The sequence below is a fragment of the Nereida ignava genome (assembly GCF_047114695.1).
Taxonomy (GTDB): domain Bacteria; phylum Pseudomonadota; class Alphaproteobacteria; order Rhodobacterales; family Rhodobacteraceae; genus Nereida; species Nereida ignava.
Map to the genome: position 1 here is coordinate 253826 of NZ_CP112885.1, position 16323 is coordinate 270148.

Here is a 16323-nt window from a genome sequence, read left to right on the forward strand (position 1 = left end):
GCTGAATTACGTATTACGCCGATAAAAGGACGATCCCTATGCAGGTCACTGAGACATTGAACGAAGGTCTGAAACGCGCTTATTCCATCGTGGTACCTGCCGCGGAATTGGACGCCAAAGTTAATGAGAAACTGGTCGAAGCGCAGCCAGAAATCGAAATGAAGGGCTTCCGCAAGGGCAAAGTCCCGATGGCGTTGCTGAAAAAGCAATACGGTCCACGCGTGATGGGCGAAGCCATGCAAGAAGCCATCGATGGCGCAATGGCGAAGCATTTTGAAGAAACTGGTGATCGTCCGGCGATGCAGCCAGAAGTCAAAATGACCAACGAAAACTGGAAAGAGGGCGACGATGTTGCCGTAGACATGAGCTACGAAGCTCTGCCAGCCATTCCTGACGTTGATTTCTCAGACATCGAGCTTGAGAAACTGGTTGTTAAAGCTGACGACGCGGCGCTCGATGAGGCGCTGGTTTCATTGGCCGAGACTGCGCAAAACTTCAAAGACCGCAAAAAAGGCACCAAAGCGAAAGATGGCGATCAAGTCGTTATGGATTTCTTGGGCAAAGTTGACGGCGAAGCATTTGATGGCGGCGCTGCTGAAGATTACCCGTTGGTTCTGGGTTCAAACTCGTTCATCCCGGGCTTCGAAGAGCAGCTTGTTGGCGTAAAAGCCGAAGAAGTGAAAGACGTTGTTGTGTCTTTCCCAGAAGATTATCAAGCCGAGCATCTTGCGGGCAAAGAGGCAACATTCACATGCACAATCAAAGCGGTGAAAGAGCCTGTTGCTGCTGAAATTAATGACGAGATGGCCAAGGGTTTTGGCGCAGAAGATCTTGCTTCGTTGAAAGGTCAAATCGGCGAGCGTCTTGAAGCAGAATATGCCGGTGCTGCCCGTGCAGTTATGAAGCGTGGTCTGCTTGATGCGTTGGACAAAAAGGTTGATTTCGATCTACCACCGTCTTTGCTTGATGCAGAAGCGGGTCAAATTGCGCACCAACTGTGGCACGAAGAGAACCCTGAGGTGGAAGGTCACGACCACCCAGAAATTACGCCAACAGAAGAGCATATCGCATTGGCTGGCCGCCGCGTTCGCCTTGGTCTGTTGCTTGCAGAGATTGGTCAGAAGGCCGCTGTTGAAGTGAGCGATGCAGAAATGACCCAAGCGATCATGAACCAAGCGCGTCAGTACCCTGGTCAGGAGCGTCAGTTCTTTGAATTCGTTCAACAAAACCAGCAGATGCAGCAGCAACTGCGCGCACCTCTCTTTGAAGACAAAGTGGTAGATCACATCGCGGATCAAGCCAAAGTGTCTGAAAAAGAAGTGAGCAAGGATGACCTGCAATCTGCTGTAGAAGCACTCGAAGACGAGTAATTCTAGCAGCGCCCACTGGGCGCGCATGCACTGACAAGAATAGGCCGTTCCTGAACAATCAGGGACGGCTTTTTTGTGCCTGCTTATTGGTGTCGCTTTGTGATTTGTAAATTCGCTTCTGCGCGTGCTTGACACAGGGATCGTTTCGGTGGCCCACTCGCGCAGGGTTTTTAGTAATCGGTGATGTGGTGGTGAGTATGTCGGATAACAAAAAACGTGGTTTAGGGTTTGGTAGCTTGGTGGATACGGCCGTGGTTGTCGCGGGCGTTGTGATGCTGGCGGCGATCATGGTCCGCTACTTATTCTAACGCTTTGTGCCGTCTTTATCTTAGCCAAGAAAAAAGCCGCGTCCAATCGGGCGCGGCTTTCTAATTTTTTAGATCTAGTGAAAAGGCCTAGTCTTAAGCGTCGTCCGCATCATCTGCAGCAGCTGGTGCCACATCAAGATCATCGTCGTCAGATGCAGCAGAGCCGATATCGTCAAACAGTTCCGCAATTTCGAATTCTGCTTCAGCTTCGGCTTCTGCAGCCAATTCTTGGATCGACTTGCCTGAGGCTTGAAGCTCGGCTTCTTCGGTTGAGCGTGCAACGTTCATGGTGATTGTGCACTCAACTTCTGGGTGCAATTTCACGGCTACGTCATGCAGGCCGAGAATTTTGATCGGCGCGATCAATGCAACCTGTTTGCGGTCAAGCGTGAAGCCTTCGGCAGTTGCAGCTTCTGCGGCGTCGCGTGTTGTCACGGAACCGTAGAGCGCGCCTGCGTCTGATGCAGAGCGAATCACAACAAACTGCTGTCCGCCAAGCTTTTCAGCCATTGCATCGGCTTCTTTCTTGGTTTCGAGGTTCTGTGCTTCGAGTTGTGCTTTTTGTGCTTCAAACCCAGCGATGTTGCCTTTTGAAGCAGTCAACGCTTTGCCTTGTGGAAGCAAAAAGTTACGTGCGTAACCTGGCTTTACGTCGACGACTTCGCCCATTTGGCCGAGTTTCGCAACGCGTTCGAGAAGGATAACTTGCATGTGCTTTCTCCTTACTTAACAGCGTATGGCAGCAGAGCGAGGAAACGGGCGCGTTTGATGGCACGGGCCAACTCGCGTTGTTTCTTGGCAGAGACTGCAGTGATGCGGGACGGCACGATTTTGCCACGCTCAGAAATGTAGCGCTGCAGAAGACGTGTGTCTTTGTAATCGATCGCGGGTGCGTTCTCACCAGAGAAGGGGCACACTTTGCGACGGCGGAAAAATGGTTTAGTTGCCATGGTTTAGCCCTTTCTTAGCTGCGGCGCTCGCGGCGATCGCCACGTTCTTCGCGTTTTTGCATTTGTACGGATGGCAGCTCTGCGTGCTCATCGACTTTGATGGTCAGCACACGCATCACATCTTCATGCAAACGCATCAGGCGTTCCATCTCCTGAACGGCCGTTGCCGGCGCGTCGGAGCGCAAATAGGCGTAGTGGCCTTTGCGGTTTTTGTTGATTTTGTAGGCCATCGTTTTGACGCCCCAATATTCTGAGTCGACAGCTTTGCCGCCGTTGTCCGCAAGGACAGTCCCGAAGTGTTCGATCAGGGATTCAGCTTGCGCGTTGGACAAGTCCTGACGCGCGATGAACACATGCTCATACAAAGGCATGGGTTGCTCCATTCATTTTCTGGCGCACTTCAAAGGGTGGTATGAACTGCCGCCCGTCCACCCACGAGAGGTTACGCGGTTCAATCGAGTTGGACGACAGGCTTGCCGTTTAGCGCCCTTACACACATGGCGCAAGCCCGCAGACCGCAACAGTTTTTCTTTTTCTTGGCAGGGCCGCTGAAGCGCCTCTTTTTTGCCGTTCTTTGCGGTTTGTGTGGCGGAATAACGAGGTGAGAAAATTTATGAGTATAAGCAGTCCAGCCAGAGATTTTTCCCATGATCCAGCCGTCGTCGATATCCGGTTGGATGTGACCGAAACCGAGTGGGGTATCATTATCACAGAGCGCGGTCCTGTGAATGCGCGTGTCTTGGGGCAGCTTGCGACCGTTGTGGTTGGCGTGGCGCTGTTGTGCGCGGGGATTTTGATGGCTGCCATGAACCGCCATGATATCCCAAGCGCGCTTTGGGCTGTTCAGATGGCTGCTTGCGCTCTTTTCGTCGTGGTGGGTGCTTTGATGATCTACGGCGCGCGCAGCACCGGCCAAACACAGACCGAATTTGATTTTCGCACAAAAGTTTTGCGTCGGCGTCAAATTGGCTCGGGCAAGATTATCCGCTCTATGCGGCTGACGAACGCTGATCAAATTGCAATGGTCCGAACAGAGCAGGGCGCAGGTATCGCAGCACGGCCTACAGATACATCTTTGGCAGAGGTCCTTGTGTTAGGGCCCCAAGGCCAAGTGTTTGCCATTTATCATCGGCTGATCGCGGTGATTGGTTAGTGGTGCGCCATGTGCACTGATGTGCACAATTGCTGTTACCTTCACGTGTTTGTGCTTTTGCGAACACGACATGTTGATAGATCGCGAGTTGATTAACACCGGTGCAACGTATGTGGTGTGACCAGAAACATTTACCAAAGGATGCTATTTTATGTTCCGTACTCTTCTTACTTCGTCTGTTTTGGCTGCTGGCCTTGTGACCAGCGCGTTTGCTGCCGCTGAAAAATACACACTTGATGCGAGCCACAGCCAAGTTCTGTTCAGCTATGATCACCTTGGGTTTTCAACAACTTACGGTATGTTCTCTGGCTTTGAAGGCGAGATTATGTTTGACGCCGACGCGCCTGCGTCCAGTTCTGTCAACGTCTCAATGCCTGTCATGAGCATGTTCACCGGCTGGGAAGCGCGCGAAGGCCACTTCATGAGCGATGACTTTTTCGGCGCAAAAGAAGGTGATTTGGTAACATTTACATCAACTGCAATCGAAGTGACGGGCGATGATACAGCCAAGATCACAGGTGATTTGACCATGAACGAAGTGACCAAATCCGTTGTGCTTAATGCGGTTTTGAACAAGGCTGCCGCGCACCCGTTCGCCAACAAGCCTTGGTTGGGTTTTGATGCGACAACCACGTTGTTGCGCTCTGACTTCGGTGTTGGCAACTTTGCCCCAGCCGTCAGCGATGCGGTTGAGGTGAAAATCTCAATCGAGGCGCAAAAAGCCGAATAATCCAGCCTGAAAACAGTGGCGGACAGATGTCCGCCCAAAGCCGTCCCGCGCGTTTGTTTAGCATACACGCGGGGCGGCTTTTTCGTTTTACAAGGGGCCACTGCGACCTGCGACATTCAGGGCCTATCTAGAGGCTTGCCAGATGCCCAACGCCATATATAGTCGTGCTTAGGACGGGACCTTGCACCCGCATGTGTTTCGGACTTGCCCGTTTTGGGCGATGAAAAACCTATGCGGAGGTCACGACCCAATGGAACCCGAGTTCAGGACAAGTTTTGTACGGGAACCCAATAACTTACGGCATAATCCAGCCCTTGTGCTGAACGCTGATTATCGCCCGCTTAGCTATTATCCGCTTTCACTCTGGCCGTGGCAGGATGCCATTAAGGCCGCGTGGCTTGAGCGGGTTGATATTGTCGCGGAATATGATGATTACGTCAGCTCGCCCTCGACGAAAATCAAAATCCCTTCTGTGGTGGTTTTGAAAGACTATGTGAAGCCGCAAAAGCGTGTTGCTTTTACACGGTTTAATCTGTTTCTGCGCGATGAATTCACCTGTCAGTATTGTGGTTCAAAAGGGGATCTGACTTTTGATCATGTGGTGCCGCGCGCCGATGGCGGGATTACCAGCTGGACGAATGTGGTCGCGGCATGCAGCCCATGTAACCTGAAGAAGGGGTCGCGTTCACTTAAACAGTTGGGGATGAGCCTTCGCAAACCGCCGCGGCAGCCTGAATCAGAGCAACTTCGGAACATGGGGCGAAAGTTTCCGCCGAACCATTTGCATGAAAGTTGGATGGATTTTCTCTACTGGGACGCCGAACTGGAAGCCTGAGACGCTGGACAGTCTTTGGATTTGATCGTAACAGGGGCTCAAGTTTAGCGCTAACATAGCGTTCAAAGGAGAAGTTTGCCCATGGTCAGTCGCGTCATACCCGTAGATGATTTTGATTTGGTAATTTTCGGCGGGACTGGTGACCTTGCACGCCGCAAGATTTTACCGGGTCTTTTCCGCCGCTTTTGTGCCGGACAGATGCCCGCGGACGCCCGTATCATTGGTGCTGCGCGCTCAGAAATGGATAGCGATGGCTTTCGGACACTTGTCCGCGATGCAATTATAGAATTCGGCGGAGATGATCTTTCATCACGCCCTGAACTTCCCGACTTTTTGCTACAACTGCACTATGTGACGACCGACGCACGTGGCGACGGTGGTTGGAAAGAACTTGCGGCGCAAATGCGCAGTGGTGTGGTTCGGGCGTTCTATCTGTCCGTAGGGCCGGGTCTTTTTGCCGATATCGCAGAGCGGTTAACCAGTTTTGGGCTAGCCGATGCGGCCTCTCGCATTGTCGTTGAGAAACCTTTTGGTCGTGATCTTGAGACGGCGCGCGCGCTGAACCATGATTTGGCTAAACACTTTGATGAAAGCCAAATTTACCGTATTGATCACTATCTGGGCAAAGAAACTGTTCAAAACCTGATGGCTGTCCGTTTCGGCAACATCTTGTTTGAGCCGCTTTGGAACAGCCAGTACATCGATCATATTCAGATTACTGTTGCTGAAACTGTCGGCGTTGGTGGGCGCGGGGGCTACTATGATAAGTCTGGCGCGATGCGCGATATGGTGCAGAACCACTTGATGCAATTGCTCTGCCTCATTGCGATGGAGCCGCCGTCAAAGTTTGACCCCGATGCGGTTCGCGATGAAAAACTGAAAGTCATACGTGCACTTGATGATGTAGAGACACACCATATTGTTCGTGGTCAATATAGCGCTCATGGTGACATGAACTCCTATCGGCAAGATGTTGAAAACGAAAGAAGTTTTACGGAAAGCTTTATCGCGCTCAAGCTGCAGTTGTCTAATTGGCGGTGGGCTGGCACACCGTTTTATCTTCGGACCGGTAAGCGGATGAAGGCGCGGTCGTCCGAGATCACTGTGGTCTTCAAAGATCCGCCCCATAGTATTTTCGGGGACGAAGGCGGGCAGCGCCATAACGAACTGTCGATTCAGTTACAGCCCAACGAAGGCATGACACTTGACGTCACGATCAAAGAGCCTGGCCCAGGTGGCATGCGGCTGGTTGATGTGCCTCTTGATATGACGTTTGCCGACGCGCTTGGACCAGAAGCTGATGATGTGCCGGACGCGTACGAGCGGCTGATTATGGACGTGATCCGTGGCAACCAAACGCTCTTTATGCGCGGTGACGAAGTGGAAGCTGCTTGGAGTTGGACCGATCCTCTGATTGCAAAGTGGCAGGCCCGTTCCGATGTGCCCAAACCATATGATATCGGCTCAAACGGGCCAGAAGACGCGCTGATGTTGATGCACCGTGATGGTCGCCGCTGGCGCGATATAAAGGGGTAGATCATGAATTTTCTCGAATACGCGGACGAAGAATTGATGATGATGGCGCTGGCGGATCGGATCGCTGGTGATCTCGAAGAGGTTCTGCTGACCCATGACACCGCTACTTTAGCCGTTCCTGGCGGTACAACGCCCGGGCCTGTCTTTGACATATTGTGTGGTGTTAAACTTGACTGGTCGCGTGTCCGCGTGATGCTTAGTGACGAGCGGTGGGTACCTGAGACATCTGACCGCTCTAATACCAAGCTTCTCCGTGAGCGGCTTCTTGTGAGACAGGCGTCCGCGGCACAATTCATCCCGTTTTTTACGGGCGATGAGACACCAGAAGTTGGTCTTGTCAAAGTGAACGATACGATCGGAGCATCTCTACCAGTCTCGGTCCTGCTGTTGGGGATGGGGGCAGATATGCACACCGCAAGCCTGTTCCCGCACGCTGACGGTCTTGATGCCGCACTTGATGACAATGCCGCACCGGTCGTGCCTATTCGCGGTGGTGGTGCCACCGAACCGCGTGTTTCATTGAGTGGACCGGTGCTGAAATCAGCCCTTCATACGCATGTTGTTATCAAGGGCGCCGAAAAGCGCACCGCACTTGATAATGCTGCAGGCAAGCTGATTGAAGCCGCGCCGATTAACCTTGTTTTGAACGATGCAACTGTCCATTGGACGGGCGCTGCTTAAGAAAGACTGATGCCCATGTGGAATGATCTGAAACAACGTGCCGATGCGGCGCGCGCAAATTCAATTCTTGAGCTGTGCCAGCAAGATAGCCGGTTTGAGGATTTCTCGATCAAACATGGCAATTTACTTTTTGACTATTCCAAAACACATCTGAAAGCCGCCGATTTGGACATGCTCGTCGATATGGCAAAAGATGTGCCTACACGCCGTAGCGCCATGTTTTCTGGTGAAAAAATTAACGAAACTGAGGGGCGTGCTGTGCTCCATACGGCTCTTCGTCATCTTGATGGCGGCCCTGTTCATGTGGACGGGGATGATGTCATGCCCGAGATCACGGCAACGCTTAAGCGGATGCAACAGTTTGCCGATGATGTCCGGGCGGGTGCTTTTAAAGGGCAGGGTGGTACCATCACAGATGTGGTGAACATTGGAATTGGGGGCTCAGACCTTGGACCAGCGATGGCAACGCTTGCTCTTGCGCCTTATCACAACGGGCCGCGGACGCACTTTATCTCAAATGTAGACGGTGCTGATGCTGCGGATAAACTTGCGCTTCTTAATCCTGAAACGACACTTGTTATTGTCGCGTCAAAAACGTTCACAACCATCGAAACAATGACAAATGCGACAACCGTCCGCAAATGGATGGAGACAGTTGTCCGCGATCCTGCGGCGCAATTTGTGGCGGTGTCGACAGCAGCCGAAAAAACTGCCGCTTTTGGCATTCCTTCCGAGCGTGTTTTCGGTTTTGAAGATTGGGTGGGCGGGCGCTATTCCATGTGGGGTCCGATTGGCCTGTCTTTGATGTTGGCTGTTGGCCCCGATGCGTTTGAAGAGTTCTTGCGCGGTGCGCAGGACATGGATGTTCATTTCCAAACAGCAGACCTTGCTAAGAATATGCCTGTCATGTTAGCATTTATTGGTCTTTGGCATCACCAAGGTATGGGCTTTCCGACACGGGCCGTTTTGCCCTATGATCAACGTCTAAGCCGCTTGCCAGCTTACCTTCAACAGCTTGAAATGGAGAGTAATGGCAAATCAGTTGCCATGGATGGTAGTGCTGTTGAAACTGTGACGGGCCCTGTTGTTTGGGGTGAGCCCGGCACGAATGGACAGCACGCTTTCTACCAGTTGATCCACCAGGGTCGTACTGTTGTCCCGTGTGAATTTATTGTTGCCGCACAAGGTCATCAAGAACATCTGACCGAGCATCATACGCTACTTTTGGCGAACTGTTTGGCGCAATCCGAGGCGCTGATGACTGGCCGTTCAATGGATGTTGCGCGTGGGCTCATGGCAGCGAAAGGCTTTGAAGGCGCTGAACTTGAACGCCAAGCTGCGCACCGTGTTTTCGAGGGCAACAAGCCGTCTACGACACTGATTTACCCTAAGCTTACACCGTTTGTTCTGGGGCAGCTTATCGCACTTTATGAGCACCGCGTTTTTGTCGAAGGTGTGATCCTTGGCATCAATTCTTACGATCAATGGGGTGTCGAACTTGGCAAGGAGCTTGCTGTCAGTCTGACGCCAGTTGTTGAAGGCAATCAATCAGCTGACAACAAAGACAGCTCCACCCGCGGTCTTGTCGAATACGTCCATTCGTTGCGTGGCTAACGCGGTGTTGCACTGTCTAAACGGGCCATCTTTTCTTTAAGGGCCTCCGGTAGCGCGCGCTTTGTACTGTCTTGATTAAGCTGAACAATAACGGCACTTCCGGTGGCGTGTAGCGTGTCGCCATAGACCGCATATTCCATCGTGAAGCTGGTGTTTCCAAACTGCGCGGTCCGCGCAGTGGCGATATAGTCTTGCCCCAAATGCATTTCGGCTTTGTAGGTCACATTAGCGTTGGCCAGTACCAATCTGGGACGGTCCGCGCTTTTGTAGTCTGACAAGCCATAGTTGCGAAAATAATGAATTCGGACGACCTCAAACCAACTCATATAGGCCACGTTGTTTACGTGTCCGAGCGCATCTAACTCGCCAAAGCGGACTTTATCCGCCACCCCGAAGGCCCAAGGCTCAGGAATGCCCACAGAGCGTAGTTGTGTGGTGTTGAGCGGAGTAAGGAAAGGAAGTGTCACAGGGTCACCGGTGGTTATTTATGTCCGGCTACCATGCGTGATCGCCTGATATTATTCCAGCCCGTTAACGCTGCCCTATATACCGTCTTGGCCGCGCAGCTTTCGAGCATCGAGGTCTACGCCGAGCGCCGCCGCCTTCTGCCACCTGATCCGCCGCCAGACCCTTGATTGAAGCTGACATCAGGTAGATTGGTAATACTGCGCAGGGTCGGGAAGAGGTCCGTTTTATGGGGAATGGCGTTGGCGTTTACGAAATGCTCTTGGAACTTTGGCTCAATCGCAGTTTCAACTTTCTCGATCTCGCGGACGGTTTTGCTGATGTCAATTCGGGACTGACGGTTGCAAAGCGCAATGCGCGCGCCATGGCCTGCAGCGTTGCCCGCAGAGGTCACTTTATCCAGTGCTGCGTCAGGGATCATACCAAGCACCATCGCGTGTTTGGGGCTAATGTGGGCACCAAAAGCGCCCGCAAGAGTTATGCGGTCAACTGTCTCAATGCCCATTTGGTCCATTAAAAGCCGCGCACCTGCATAAAGCGCCGATTTGGCGAGCTGGATCGCGCGAATATCACCTTGGGTTACCGTGATTACGGGGCCGTCATGGGCTCTGCCGTCGTACAATACATAGCTATGTGTGCGACCATCGACGATACACCTGTCTGTGCCTGTTTGTTCCGCCGAGCCAATCAGGCCAGAGGGGTCAAGAAGGCCTGCCATGCGCATTTCCGCAACGGCTTCGATGATGCCAGAGCCGCAAATACCCGTGATGCCTGTCGCGGCTGTTTGGCTGGCAAAATCTGAATCGTCGGACCACAGATCAGAACCGATAACACGGAAGCGCGGCTCTTTTGTGGTAGGGTCAATCTCTATGCGCTCAATCGCACCCGGCGCTGCGCGTTGGCCGCTTGAGATTTGGGCCCCTTCAAAAGCGGGACCCGTGGGCGATGAACAGGCGAGTACTTTTTCTTTGCTGCCAAGCAGGATCTCTGCGTTGGTTCCAACATCAACGACCAAGGTCAACTCGTCTGATTGATCTGGCGCCTCCGAAAGCGCGACCGCCGCTGCGTCAGCGCCTACATGGCCCGCGATGCAGGGTAAGATGAAAACCCGCGCTGATCGGTGCATTGCCGTCAGGTCAAGGTCAGACGCCGGCAACTCAAGCGCTTCTGAAGTGGCCAAGGCAAAAGGCGCTTGCCCAAGCTCAACCGGATCAATGCCAAGGAGCAGGTGGTGCATCACAGGGTTACAAACGAACACTGTTTCGACGATGTGTTTCGGGTCAATGTCGCCTTGGGTTGCAAGAGTTTCCGTCAACTCGTTGATTGCGGCACGCACGGCGTTCGTCATTTCAACATCACCGCCGGGGTTCATCATCACATAGGATACCCGCGACATCAGGTCTTCGCCAAAGCGGATTTGTGGGTTCATGAGCCCCGCAGAAGTAAGAACATCACCGGTTGTCAGGTCACATAGATGTGCAGCGATGGTGGTGGAGCCAAGATCGATTGCAAGACCGTAAAGAGGGCCCTCGAAAAACCCGGGCCAAACATCAATCACACGCTGGGGTCCGTGATCGGGGCGGTGCAGTGCGACTGTGACGGTCCACTCGCCCTTGCGCAGACTTTTTTGCAGTTGATGCAGAACTTTAAGATCGGCCTCTACATCATTGATATTCCATTGATTTGCTAAGGCACGCTTTAGTCTCTCAAGATCACCCGTAGGTTCATGCATATCCGGCTCGTCGACGCTGACCAGATAGAGCCGTGTTGCAGGATCAAGAAGAATGGGGCGGGTCGATGCCTCTTTACGAACAACTTGTTTGTGTACTTGTGAAGTCGCAGGCACGTCGATGACAATGTCGCCTTGAACTGTCGCCTGACAGCCAAGACGCCGTCCTTCGACCAAGCCGCGCTTGTCGTGATAGCGCTGCTCAACGCTGTTCCATTCCGAAAGCGCGTCTGGATGGACGGTCACGCCGTGCTTGGGGAAATCACCAAATGAAGGCGTGATCTGACATTTCGAGCAAATCCCACGCCCGCCACAGACTGAGTCGAGGTCCACTCCCAATTGACGCGCGGCGGTCAGGATCGGCGTGCCCACGGGAAACGTGCCGCGCTTACCTGATGGCGTGAAAATAACGAGTGGATCAGACATTATGTGTTCCTCGAAATCGTAGTGATTAACCCAATCAATGAGACTTAAGTTTAGCCGCGGCGGCGACGGCGTCCACCTGCACGCCCACCAGCGAGGGCGGCATCCGGGTCTTTATTAAAATTGATCCATGCAGCGCCAGACGGGTCATGATCCATCAAGAAGTTTGCAGCGCGAATGGCCTCCATCTCTTTGCCGGGGCGCGCCAAAGTGCTGCCCATACCCATGAGTTTAACGAAAGTTTCATCGTCCATATCATCTGGGATAATCACACCTGCTTCGAGCAGCTTTTCCTTACGCTCCGCAATTTTGATGGGCCCAATTGGAAGAGCGATCGGGTTCATGATTGCAGAGGTCATGCCAGCAGTCATTGCCATTGGCAGGAAGGCGTTGTTGATGCCGTGACGGTTTGGAAGGCCGAAACTTACGTTAGACGCACCGCAAGTCGTGTTGACGCCAAGCTCATCGCGCAAACGGCGCACAAGGGTGAAAACCTGCAGGCCAGCAGTGCCCATCGCGCCAACGGGCATCACGAGTGGGTCAACAACGATGTCATGGGCAGGGATGCCGAAGTCAGCGGCACGCTCAACGATCTTCTTGGCAACCGCAAAACGCACATCGGGGTCCTCGGAGATACCAGTATCATCGTTCGAAATAGCGACCACTGGCACGTTGTATTTCTTCACGAGCGGCAGGACCAGTTCCAGCCGTTCTTCCTCACCCGTGACTGAGTTCAGCAGAGGACGACCTTCAGCAGCGGCAAGACCATTTTCAAGCGCGCCCGGAACAGAGCTGTCGATACAAAGCGGCACGTCGACGATTGCCTGAACGCGCTCAACCATTTCGCGCATCAAAGGTGGTTCGACAAAGTTGTTGTCCGCATAGCGGGGGTCTTCGGCCATTTTGTTGGTGAAAACTGCACCAGAGTTAATATCGAGGATATCGGCACCCGCAGCAACCTGCGCAATTGCGTCGGCCTCAACCCGTGAAAAATCACCCGCTTCCAACTCCTCGGCCAGCTTCTTACGACCCGTTGGATTGATGCGCTCACCGATCACGCAGAACGGCTCGTCAAACCCGATAATCGCTGTCTTGGTCTTTGATTCAATTACTGTACGGGTCATTTTTAGTCCTGTGCGTTAAGGGCAGGTGTGCCAGCTGCGCCACCATTTTCGGTGACCCATGTTGCGTTTGTTTTGATGCCGCCCAGCGGGAAGAAGTGGACGTGTGTGATGTTGAAATTCGGGTTTGCGGCTTTGTGTTCGGCCAGTGCAGTCAGAAATTCTGTTGGCTCGAACGGCAGCAGCAGCTTGGTTACATCTTTGGCGCGTTTTTGAAGCACCCGCAAAGACGCGCCCACACCGCAGGCGATAGAGAATTTGATCAATGTCTGCAGCTTTGCAGGCCCCGCCACGCCAATGTGGATCGGGATGTTGATGCCAGCCTCAGCCAGATCATTTGCCCATGCGATCACAGGCTTTGCTTCAAAGCAGAACTGCGTGGCAAGAGCCATTTCGGCGTCAGAGCTTTCAGAAAACTTTTGCTTCCATTCAAGGGCTTGCGTGACGTTTTTCATGCTGCCGTCGGGGTCAATGTCTTTGTTGCCCTCAGGGTGGCCCGCTACGTGAAGGCGCTTAAAGCCAGCCTCGCCAAATGCACCTGTTTCAAGAAGCTGCATTGAACTGTCAAAATCGCCGTGTGGTGTGGTGACGCCGCCGGCAAGCAAAAGCGCTTGGTCCACATTCGCTTCACCCTGGTAACGCGCGATCCAGTCTTTGAGAGTGGCGGTATCTTTGATGATGCGCGCAGGAAAATGTGGCATGACATCAAAACCTTGGCCGTTCAGACGCGCGGCGGTGGCAACCATATCCTCGATGGGCGTGCCTTCAATGTGTGCGATATAAACTCGTGTTTTTTGCGGCAGCAATGCGCGAAAATCTTCGATTTTCTCAGCTGTGCGCGGCATGACTTCGATTGAGAAGTCTTGAAGGAAACTTTCCAGAACCGGATTGACGGGGGCGGGTGCCAACGCTTCTTTGCGTCCAAAGTTCAAAAGGGCCATTGCGGTGTCTCCGTCTAACTGGGCTGCGTCTACTGGGCCGCTTGCGCGGTATTTTGGGCGGCGTCATGCGCGGATGCCCAGCCATCTGCATCGATAAGCTGCTTTAGGCGTGCTTGGTCGTATTCCGCATCAATGCGTGCAACTTCGGCCTCTGCCACGTCTGCATCTGCGCCTTCAACGGTGTAGGGGGGCGCTTTGTGCCATTCGGCCAAATAGTCATCACTTTCCGCCGCACCAGATTTCATCGCTGCCCGGTCAATGGCTTGCTCGAACCGTTCGGGCAAAGGCAGTTTTGTGCCGCGCCGGCCTTTACCAACGATAACCTGTGCAGGCATGTCGCGCCAATAAACGATTGTGACTTCGGCCATGTGATTCCGCCTTCCGTTAAGCTGTTACGTGACACTCGCGCAGCGCGCTCAAAAAACGACGCTTGTTTTCGACATGATGTGCGCGCCATGCGACTTTCATTCAATTTACATATCCGCTCACCAACACCTCTGCGAGGGCAGTACCGTTGAGAATTATACATCATCTTTATGCAGGCAATTCTTGCGCGGGGCGGGATGCGGGTTTATGATGAAGGTAACTTGATATGAAAGGCGTTTATGATGACGCCACTGCGTCCCTCTGGTGCGGCCGCGGTCCCGAAATTGGTAGAACGACCCGCGCCTCGAAGAAAAGGCTCGGACAAAGCGCCGCTTTATGCGGCACTTGATCTGGGCACGAACAGTTGCCGCATGCTGATTGCGCGCCCCGAGGGCGCTCAATTCCGCATTGTGGATAGTTTCTCGAAATCCGTCCAGCTTGGGGTGGGGCTCGAGAGCAGCGGAAAGCTAAGCCGCGCGTCCATGGCGCGTACGGTGCAAGCGATGCGTATCTGTAAGCAAAAGCTGAAGAAGCATGGAGTCAAGCGGATGAAGCTTGTCGCCACCGAAGCGTGTAGACGCGCAGGTAATGCACAGGATTTCATCCGCTACATCAAACGTGAAACGGGACTTAGCCTTGATATTATTGCGCCTGAGGAAGAGGCCCGCTTGGCGGTTATCTCCTGTGCGCCGCTTGTGTCGCGCAGAACGGAACAGCTTTTGGTGGTTGATATCGGCGGTGGTTCGACGGAATTGGTTTGGATCGATTTGTCACAAGTTGAGCCCAATTCCCGCGCCCAAGCCATTATGGCGCTGCATCAGGGGTTTGAATTTGCAGGCGGTGCCCGTGTTGTTGACTGGATCTCCGTGCCTTTAGGTGTCGCGACGCTGCGTGAGCAATTCAGCGATGTGGCCGATGATGCGGCATGTTTTGCGCTTATGTCATGGTTTTTTGAGGAAAATCTTGCGCCGTTTGCGCCTTATGCCGAAGAACAGTCCCGCGAAGGGTTTCAGATTATTGGCACCAGCGGCACTGTAACTACAGTCGCCGCTTCACATTTGGGATTGCGGCGTTATGACCGCTCGAAAGTGGATGGCATGCGAATGACGTCTGATGAAATTGATGCTGTGATACGAGACTACCTTTCAATGGGGCCAGAGGGTCGCCGCAATGACCCGCGCATTGGCCGTGATCGGCACGCTCTGATCATGTCCGGCTCGGCGATTTTGCAGGCCTTGTTGCGCTCGTGGCCAACGGACCGGTTGTCTGTTGCGGACCGTGGTTTGCGCGAAGGGTTGCTTTATGCACAGATGTCTCAAGATGGCGTTCTGGAGGACGTGACTTATGGTTAAAAAACCCGGTGAAAACACGTCAGGACGCGGACAGCGGGACCTGAAAGTAAAAGTCAAATCAGCGCGCGGGCGTCGGATGTCTTCAACGCTTTGGTTGCAGCGCCAACTTAACGATCCTTATGTAAAGCGTGCCCAGGCGGATGGATATCGTGGACGTGCCGCATATAAAATACTGGAACTTGATGATAAATTCCGGTTTTTGGTTCCGGGCGCACGCGTCGTTGATTTGGGCTGTGCGCCTGGTGGGTGGTGTCAGGTCGCGACCAAACGGGTTAACGCCATGGGAGATCGCGCCGGCAAACGCCAAGGCACAATTCTGGGGATTGATTTGCAACAAGTAGAGCCGATCGCAGGCTGCGAGTTGCACGTTCTGGATTTTCTTGAAGACGGTGCCGATGACAAAGTCAAAGGTTGGCTTGGCGGGCAGGCGGACGTGGTTATGTCCGATATGGCGGCGTCCAGTTCCGGTCACAAACAGACGGACCACCTACGTATTATGGCGCTGTGCGAAGCGGCTGCTTATTTTGCGTTCGATGTGCTTGATGAGGGAGGGACGTTTGTCGCCAAAGTGCTTGCCGGTGGTGCGGAGGGTGATCTGCAGAAATTGTTGAAGCAGCAATTCACGAAGGTTCACAATGTGAAACCGCCTGCGTCACGTTCCGATAGTTCAGAGAAATTTGTTGTGGCGACGGGCTTCAGAGGCGGTGCGCATTAGGCTCACACTTGCGGGCGTCTGCACAGTTTGTTAG

The 16323-nt window shown here is 53.3% G+C and carries 17 protein-coding genes; 9 read left to right on the forward strand and 8 right to left on the reverse strand.

Annotated elements, in window-relative coordinates; translation table 11 throughout:
* The first annotated feature begins 38 nt into the window (after window positions 1–38).
* Window positions 39–1370, forward strand: coding sequence for a trigger factor (tig, locus tag OLX08_RS01235; RefSeq protein WP_391481978.1), 1332 nt, complete (start codon window positions 39–41; stop codon window positions 1368–1370).
* A 401-nt stretch (window positions 1371–1771) separates the two neighbouring features.
* Here the strand turns inward: tig and rplI are convergent, their stop codons facing one another.
* Genes rplI through rpsF form a run of 3 tightly spaced genes read right to left on the reverse strand, consistent with a single transcriptional unit; the run spans window position 1772 to window position 2999 of the window.
* On the reverse strand, window positions 1772–2389 hold the full coding sequence (gene rplI, locus OLX08_RS01240; RefSeq protein WP_391481980.1) for a 50S ribosomal protein L9: 618 nt from the start codon (window positions 2387–2389) through the stop codon (window positions 1772–1774).
* Window positions 2390–2400: 11 nt separating this feature from the next.
* A complete protein-coding gene (gene rpsR, locus OLX08_RS01245) occupies window positions 2401–2628 on the reverse strand; it encodes a 30S ribosomal protein S18 (RefSeq protein ID WP_036700444.1) in 228 nt (75 codons plus the stop codon).
* Between the two features lie 14 nt (window positions 2629–2642).
* Window positions 2643–2999 (reverse strand): 30S ribosomal protein S6, encoded by a 357-nt coding sequence (rpsF, locus tag OLX08_RS01250; protein ID WP_048597458.1) that lies wholly within the window; start codon window positions 2997–2999, stop codon window positions 2643–2645.
* Window positions 3000–3241: 242 nt separating this feature from the next.
* On the opposite strand from rpsF, the gene OLX08_RS01255 reads away from it, so the two are divergent.
* The 6 genes from OLX08_RS01255 (at window position 3242) to pgi (ending at window position 9177) form a co-directional block, all read left to right on the forward strand.
* A complete protein-coding gene (locus OLX08_RS01255; protein ID WP_391481982.1) occupies window positions 3242–3781 on the forward strand; it encodes a hypothetical protein in 540 nt (179 codons plus the stop codon).
* A 151-nt stretch (window positions 3782–3932) separates the two neighbouring features.
* Window positions 3933–4511 (forward strand): YceI family protein, encoded by a 579-nt coding sequence (locus tag OLX08_RS01260; RefSeq protein ID WP_391481984.1) that lies wholly within the window; start codon window positions 3933–3935, stop codon window positions 4509–4511.
* A 250-nt stretch (window positions 4512–4761) separates the two neighbouring features.
* A complete protein-coding gene (locus OLX08_RS01265) occupies window positions 4762–5346 on the forward strand; it encodes an HNH endonuclease (RefSeq protein WP_048597461.1) in 585 nt (194 codons plus the stop codon).
* Between the two features lie 81 nt (window positions 5347–5427).
* Complete coding sequence (gene zwf, locus OLX08_RS01270; RefSeq protein WP_391481985.1) at window positions 5428–6882, forward strand: glucose-6-phosphate dehydrogenase; 1455 nt, start codon at window positions 5428–5430, stop codon at window positions 6880–6882.
* Between the two features lie 3 nt (window positions 6883–6885).
* Complete coding sequence (pgl, locus tag OLX08_RS01275; RefSeq protein WP_391481987.1) at window positions 6886–7563, forward strand: 6-phosphogluconolactonase; 678 nt, start codon at window positions 6886–6888, stop codon at window positions 7561–7563.
* Window positions 7564–7578: 15 nt separating this feature from the next.
* On the forward strand, window positions 7579–9177 hold the full coding sequence (pgi, locus tag OLX08_RS01280) for a glucose-6-phosphate isomerase (protein WP_391481989.1): 1599 nt from the start codon (window positions 7579–7581) through the stop codon (window positions 9175–9177).
* Here pgi and OLX08_RS01285 read toward each other — a convergent pair.
* The 5 genes from OLX08_RS01285 to OLX08_RS01305 all read right to left on the reverse strand — a co-directional run bounded on the left by OLX08_RS01285 (window position 9174) and on the right by OLX08_RS01305 (window position 14224).
* On the reverse strand, window positions 9174–9644 hold the full coding sequence (locus OLX08_RS01285; RefSeq protein WP_391481991.1) for an acyl-CoA thioesterase: 471 nt from the start codon (window positions 9642–9644) through the stop codon (window positions 9174–9176). The genes pgi and OLX08_RS01285 overlap by 4 nt on opposite strands.
* Window positions 9645–9760: 116 nt before the next feature.
* Window positions 9761–11797 (reverse strand): ASKHA domain-containing protein, encoded by a 2037-nt coding sequence (locus OLX08_RS01290; protein WP_391481992.1) that lies wholly within the window; start codon window positions 11795–11797, stop codon window positions 9761–9763.
* A 50-nt stretch (window positions 11798–11847) separates the two neighbouring features.
* Complete coding sequence (locus tag OLX08_RS01295; protein ID WP_391481994.1) at window positions 11848–12918, reverse strand: methyltetrahydrofolate cobalamin methyltransferase; 1071 nt, start codon at window positions 12916–12918, stop codon at window positions 11848–11850.
* 2 nt (window positions 12919–12920) lie between these two features.
* Window positions 12921–13856: a methylenetetrahydrofolate reductase gene (locus tag OLX08_RS01300; RefSeq protein ID WP_391481996.1), complete on the reverse strand. Its 936-nt coding sequence runs from the start codon at window positions 13854–13856 to the stop codon at window positions 12921–12923.
* Between the two features lie 29 nt (window positions 13857–13885).
* Window positions 13886–14224, reverse strand: a complete 339-nt coding sequence (locus OLX08_RS01305) for a virulence factor (RefSeq protein ID WP_391481998.1) — start codon at window positions 14222–14224, stop codon at window positions 13886–13888.
* Between the two features lie 240 nt (window positions 14225–14464).
* Between OLX08_RS01305 and OLX08_RS01310 the strand changes: the two genes are divergently transcribed.
* Entirely contained in the window at window positions 14465–15574 is a 1110-nt protein-coding gene (locus OLX08_RS01310) for a Ppx/GppA phosphatase family protein (RefSeq protein ID WP_391482000.1), read from the forward strand.
* Complete coding sequence (locus tag OLX08_RS01315) at window positions 15567–16289, forward strand: RlmE family RNA methyltransferase (RefSeq protein ID WP_048597471.1); 723 nt, start codon at window positions 15567–15569, stop codon at window positions 16287–16289. The genes OLX08_RS01310 and OLX08_RS01315 overlap by 8 nt, the downstream gene beginning before the upstream one ends.
* Window positions 16290–16323 lie beyond the last annotated feature (34 nt).

Coding starts and splice junctions, on each gene's coding strand:
- tig (WP_391481978.1), top strand. CDS start 39: ATGCAGGTCACTGAGACATTGAACGAAGGTCTGAAACGCGCTTATTCC.
- rplI (WP_391481980.1), bottom strand. CDS start 2,389: ATGCAAGTTATCCTTCTCGAACGCGTTGCGAAACTCGGCCAAATGGGC.
- rpsR (WP_036700444.1), bottom strand. CDS start 2,628: ATGGCAACTAAACCATTTTTCCGCCGTCGCAAAGTGTGCCCCTTCTCT.
- rpsF (WP_048597458.1), bottom strand. CDS start 2,999: ATGCCTTTGTATGAGCATGTGTTCATCGCGCGTCAGGACTTGTCCAAC.
- OLX08_RS01255 (WP_391481982.1), top strand. CDS start 3,242: ATGAGTATAAGCAGTCCAGCCAGAGATTTTTCCCATGATCCAGCCGTC.
- OLX08_RS01260 (WP_391481984.1), top strand. CDS start 3,933: ATGTTCCGTACTCTTCTTACTTCGTCTGTTTTGGCTGCTGGCCTTGTG.
- OLX08_RS01265 (WP_048597461.1), top strand. CDS start 4,762: ATGGAACCCGAGTTCAGGACAAGTTTTGTACGGGAACCCAATAACTTA.
- zwf (WP_391481985.1), top strand. CDS start 5,428: ATGGTCAGTCGCGTCATACCCGTAGATGATTTTGATTTGGTAATTTTC.
- pgl (WP_391481987.1), top strand. CDS start 6,886: ATGAATTTTCTCGAATACGCGGACGAAGAATTGATGATGATGGCGCTG.
- pgi (WP_391481989.1), top strand. CDS start 7,579: ATGTGGAATGATCTGAAACAACGTGCCGATGCGGCGCGCGCAAATTCA.
- OLX08_RS01290 (WP_391481992.1), bottom strand. CDS start 11,797: ATGTCTGATCCACTCGTTATTTTCACGCCATCAGGTAAGCGCGGCACG.
- OLX08_RS01295 (WP_391481994.1), bottom strand. CDS start 12,918: ATGACCCGTACAGTAATTGAATCAAAGACCAAGACAGCGATTATCGGG.
- OLX08_RS01300 (WP_391481996.1), bottom strand. CDS start 13,856: ATGGCCCTTTTGAACTTTGGACGCAAAGAAGCGTTGGCACCCGCCCCC.
- OLX08_RS01305 (WP_391481998.1), bottom strand. CDS start 14,224: ATGGCCGAAGTCACAATCGTTTATTGGCGCGACATGCCTGCACAGGTT.
- OLX08_RS01310 (WP_391482000.1), top strand. CDS start 14,465: ATGACGCCACTGCGTCCCTCTGGTGCGGCCGCGGTCCCGAAATTGGTA.
- OLX08_RS01315 (WP_048597471.1), top strand. CDS start 15,567: ATGGTTAAAAAACCCGGTGAAAACACGTCAGGACGCGGACAGCGGGAC.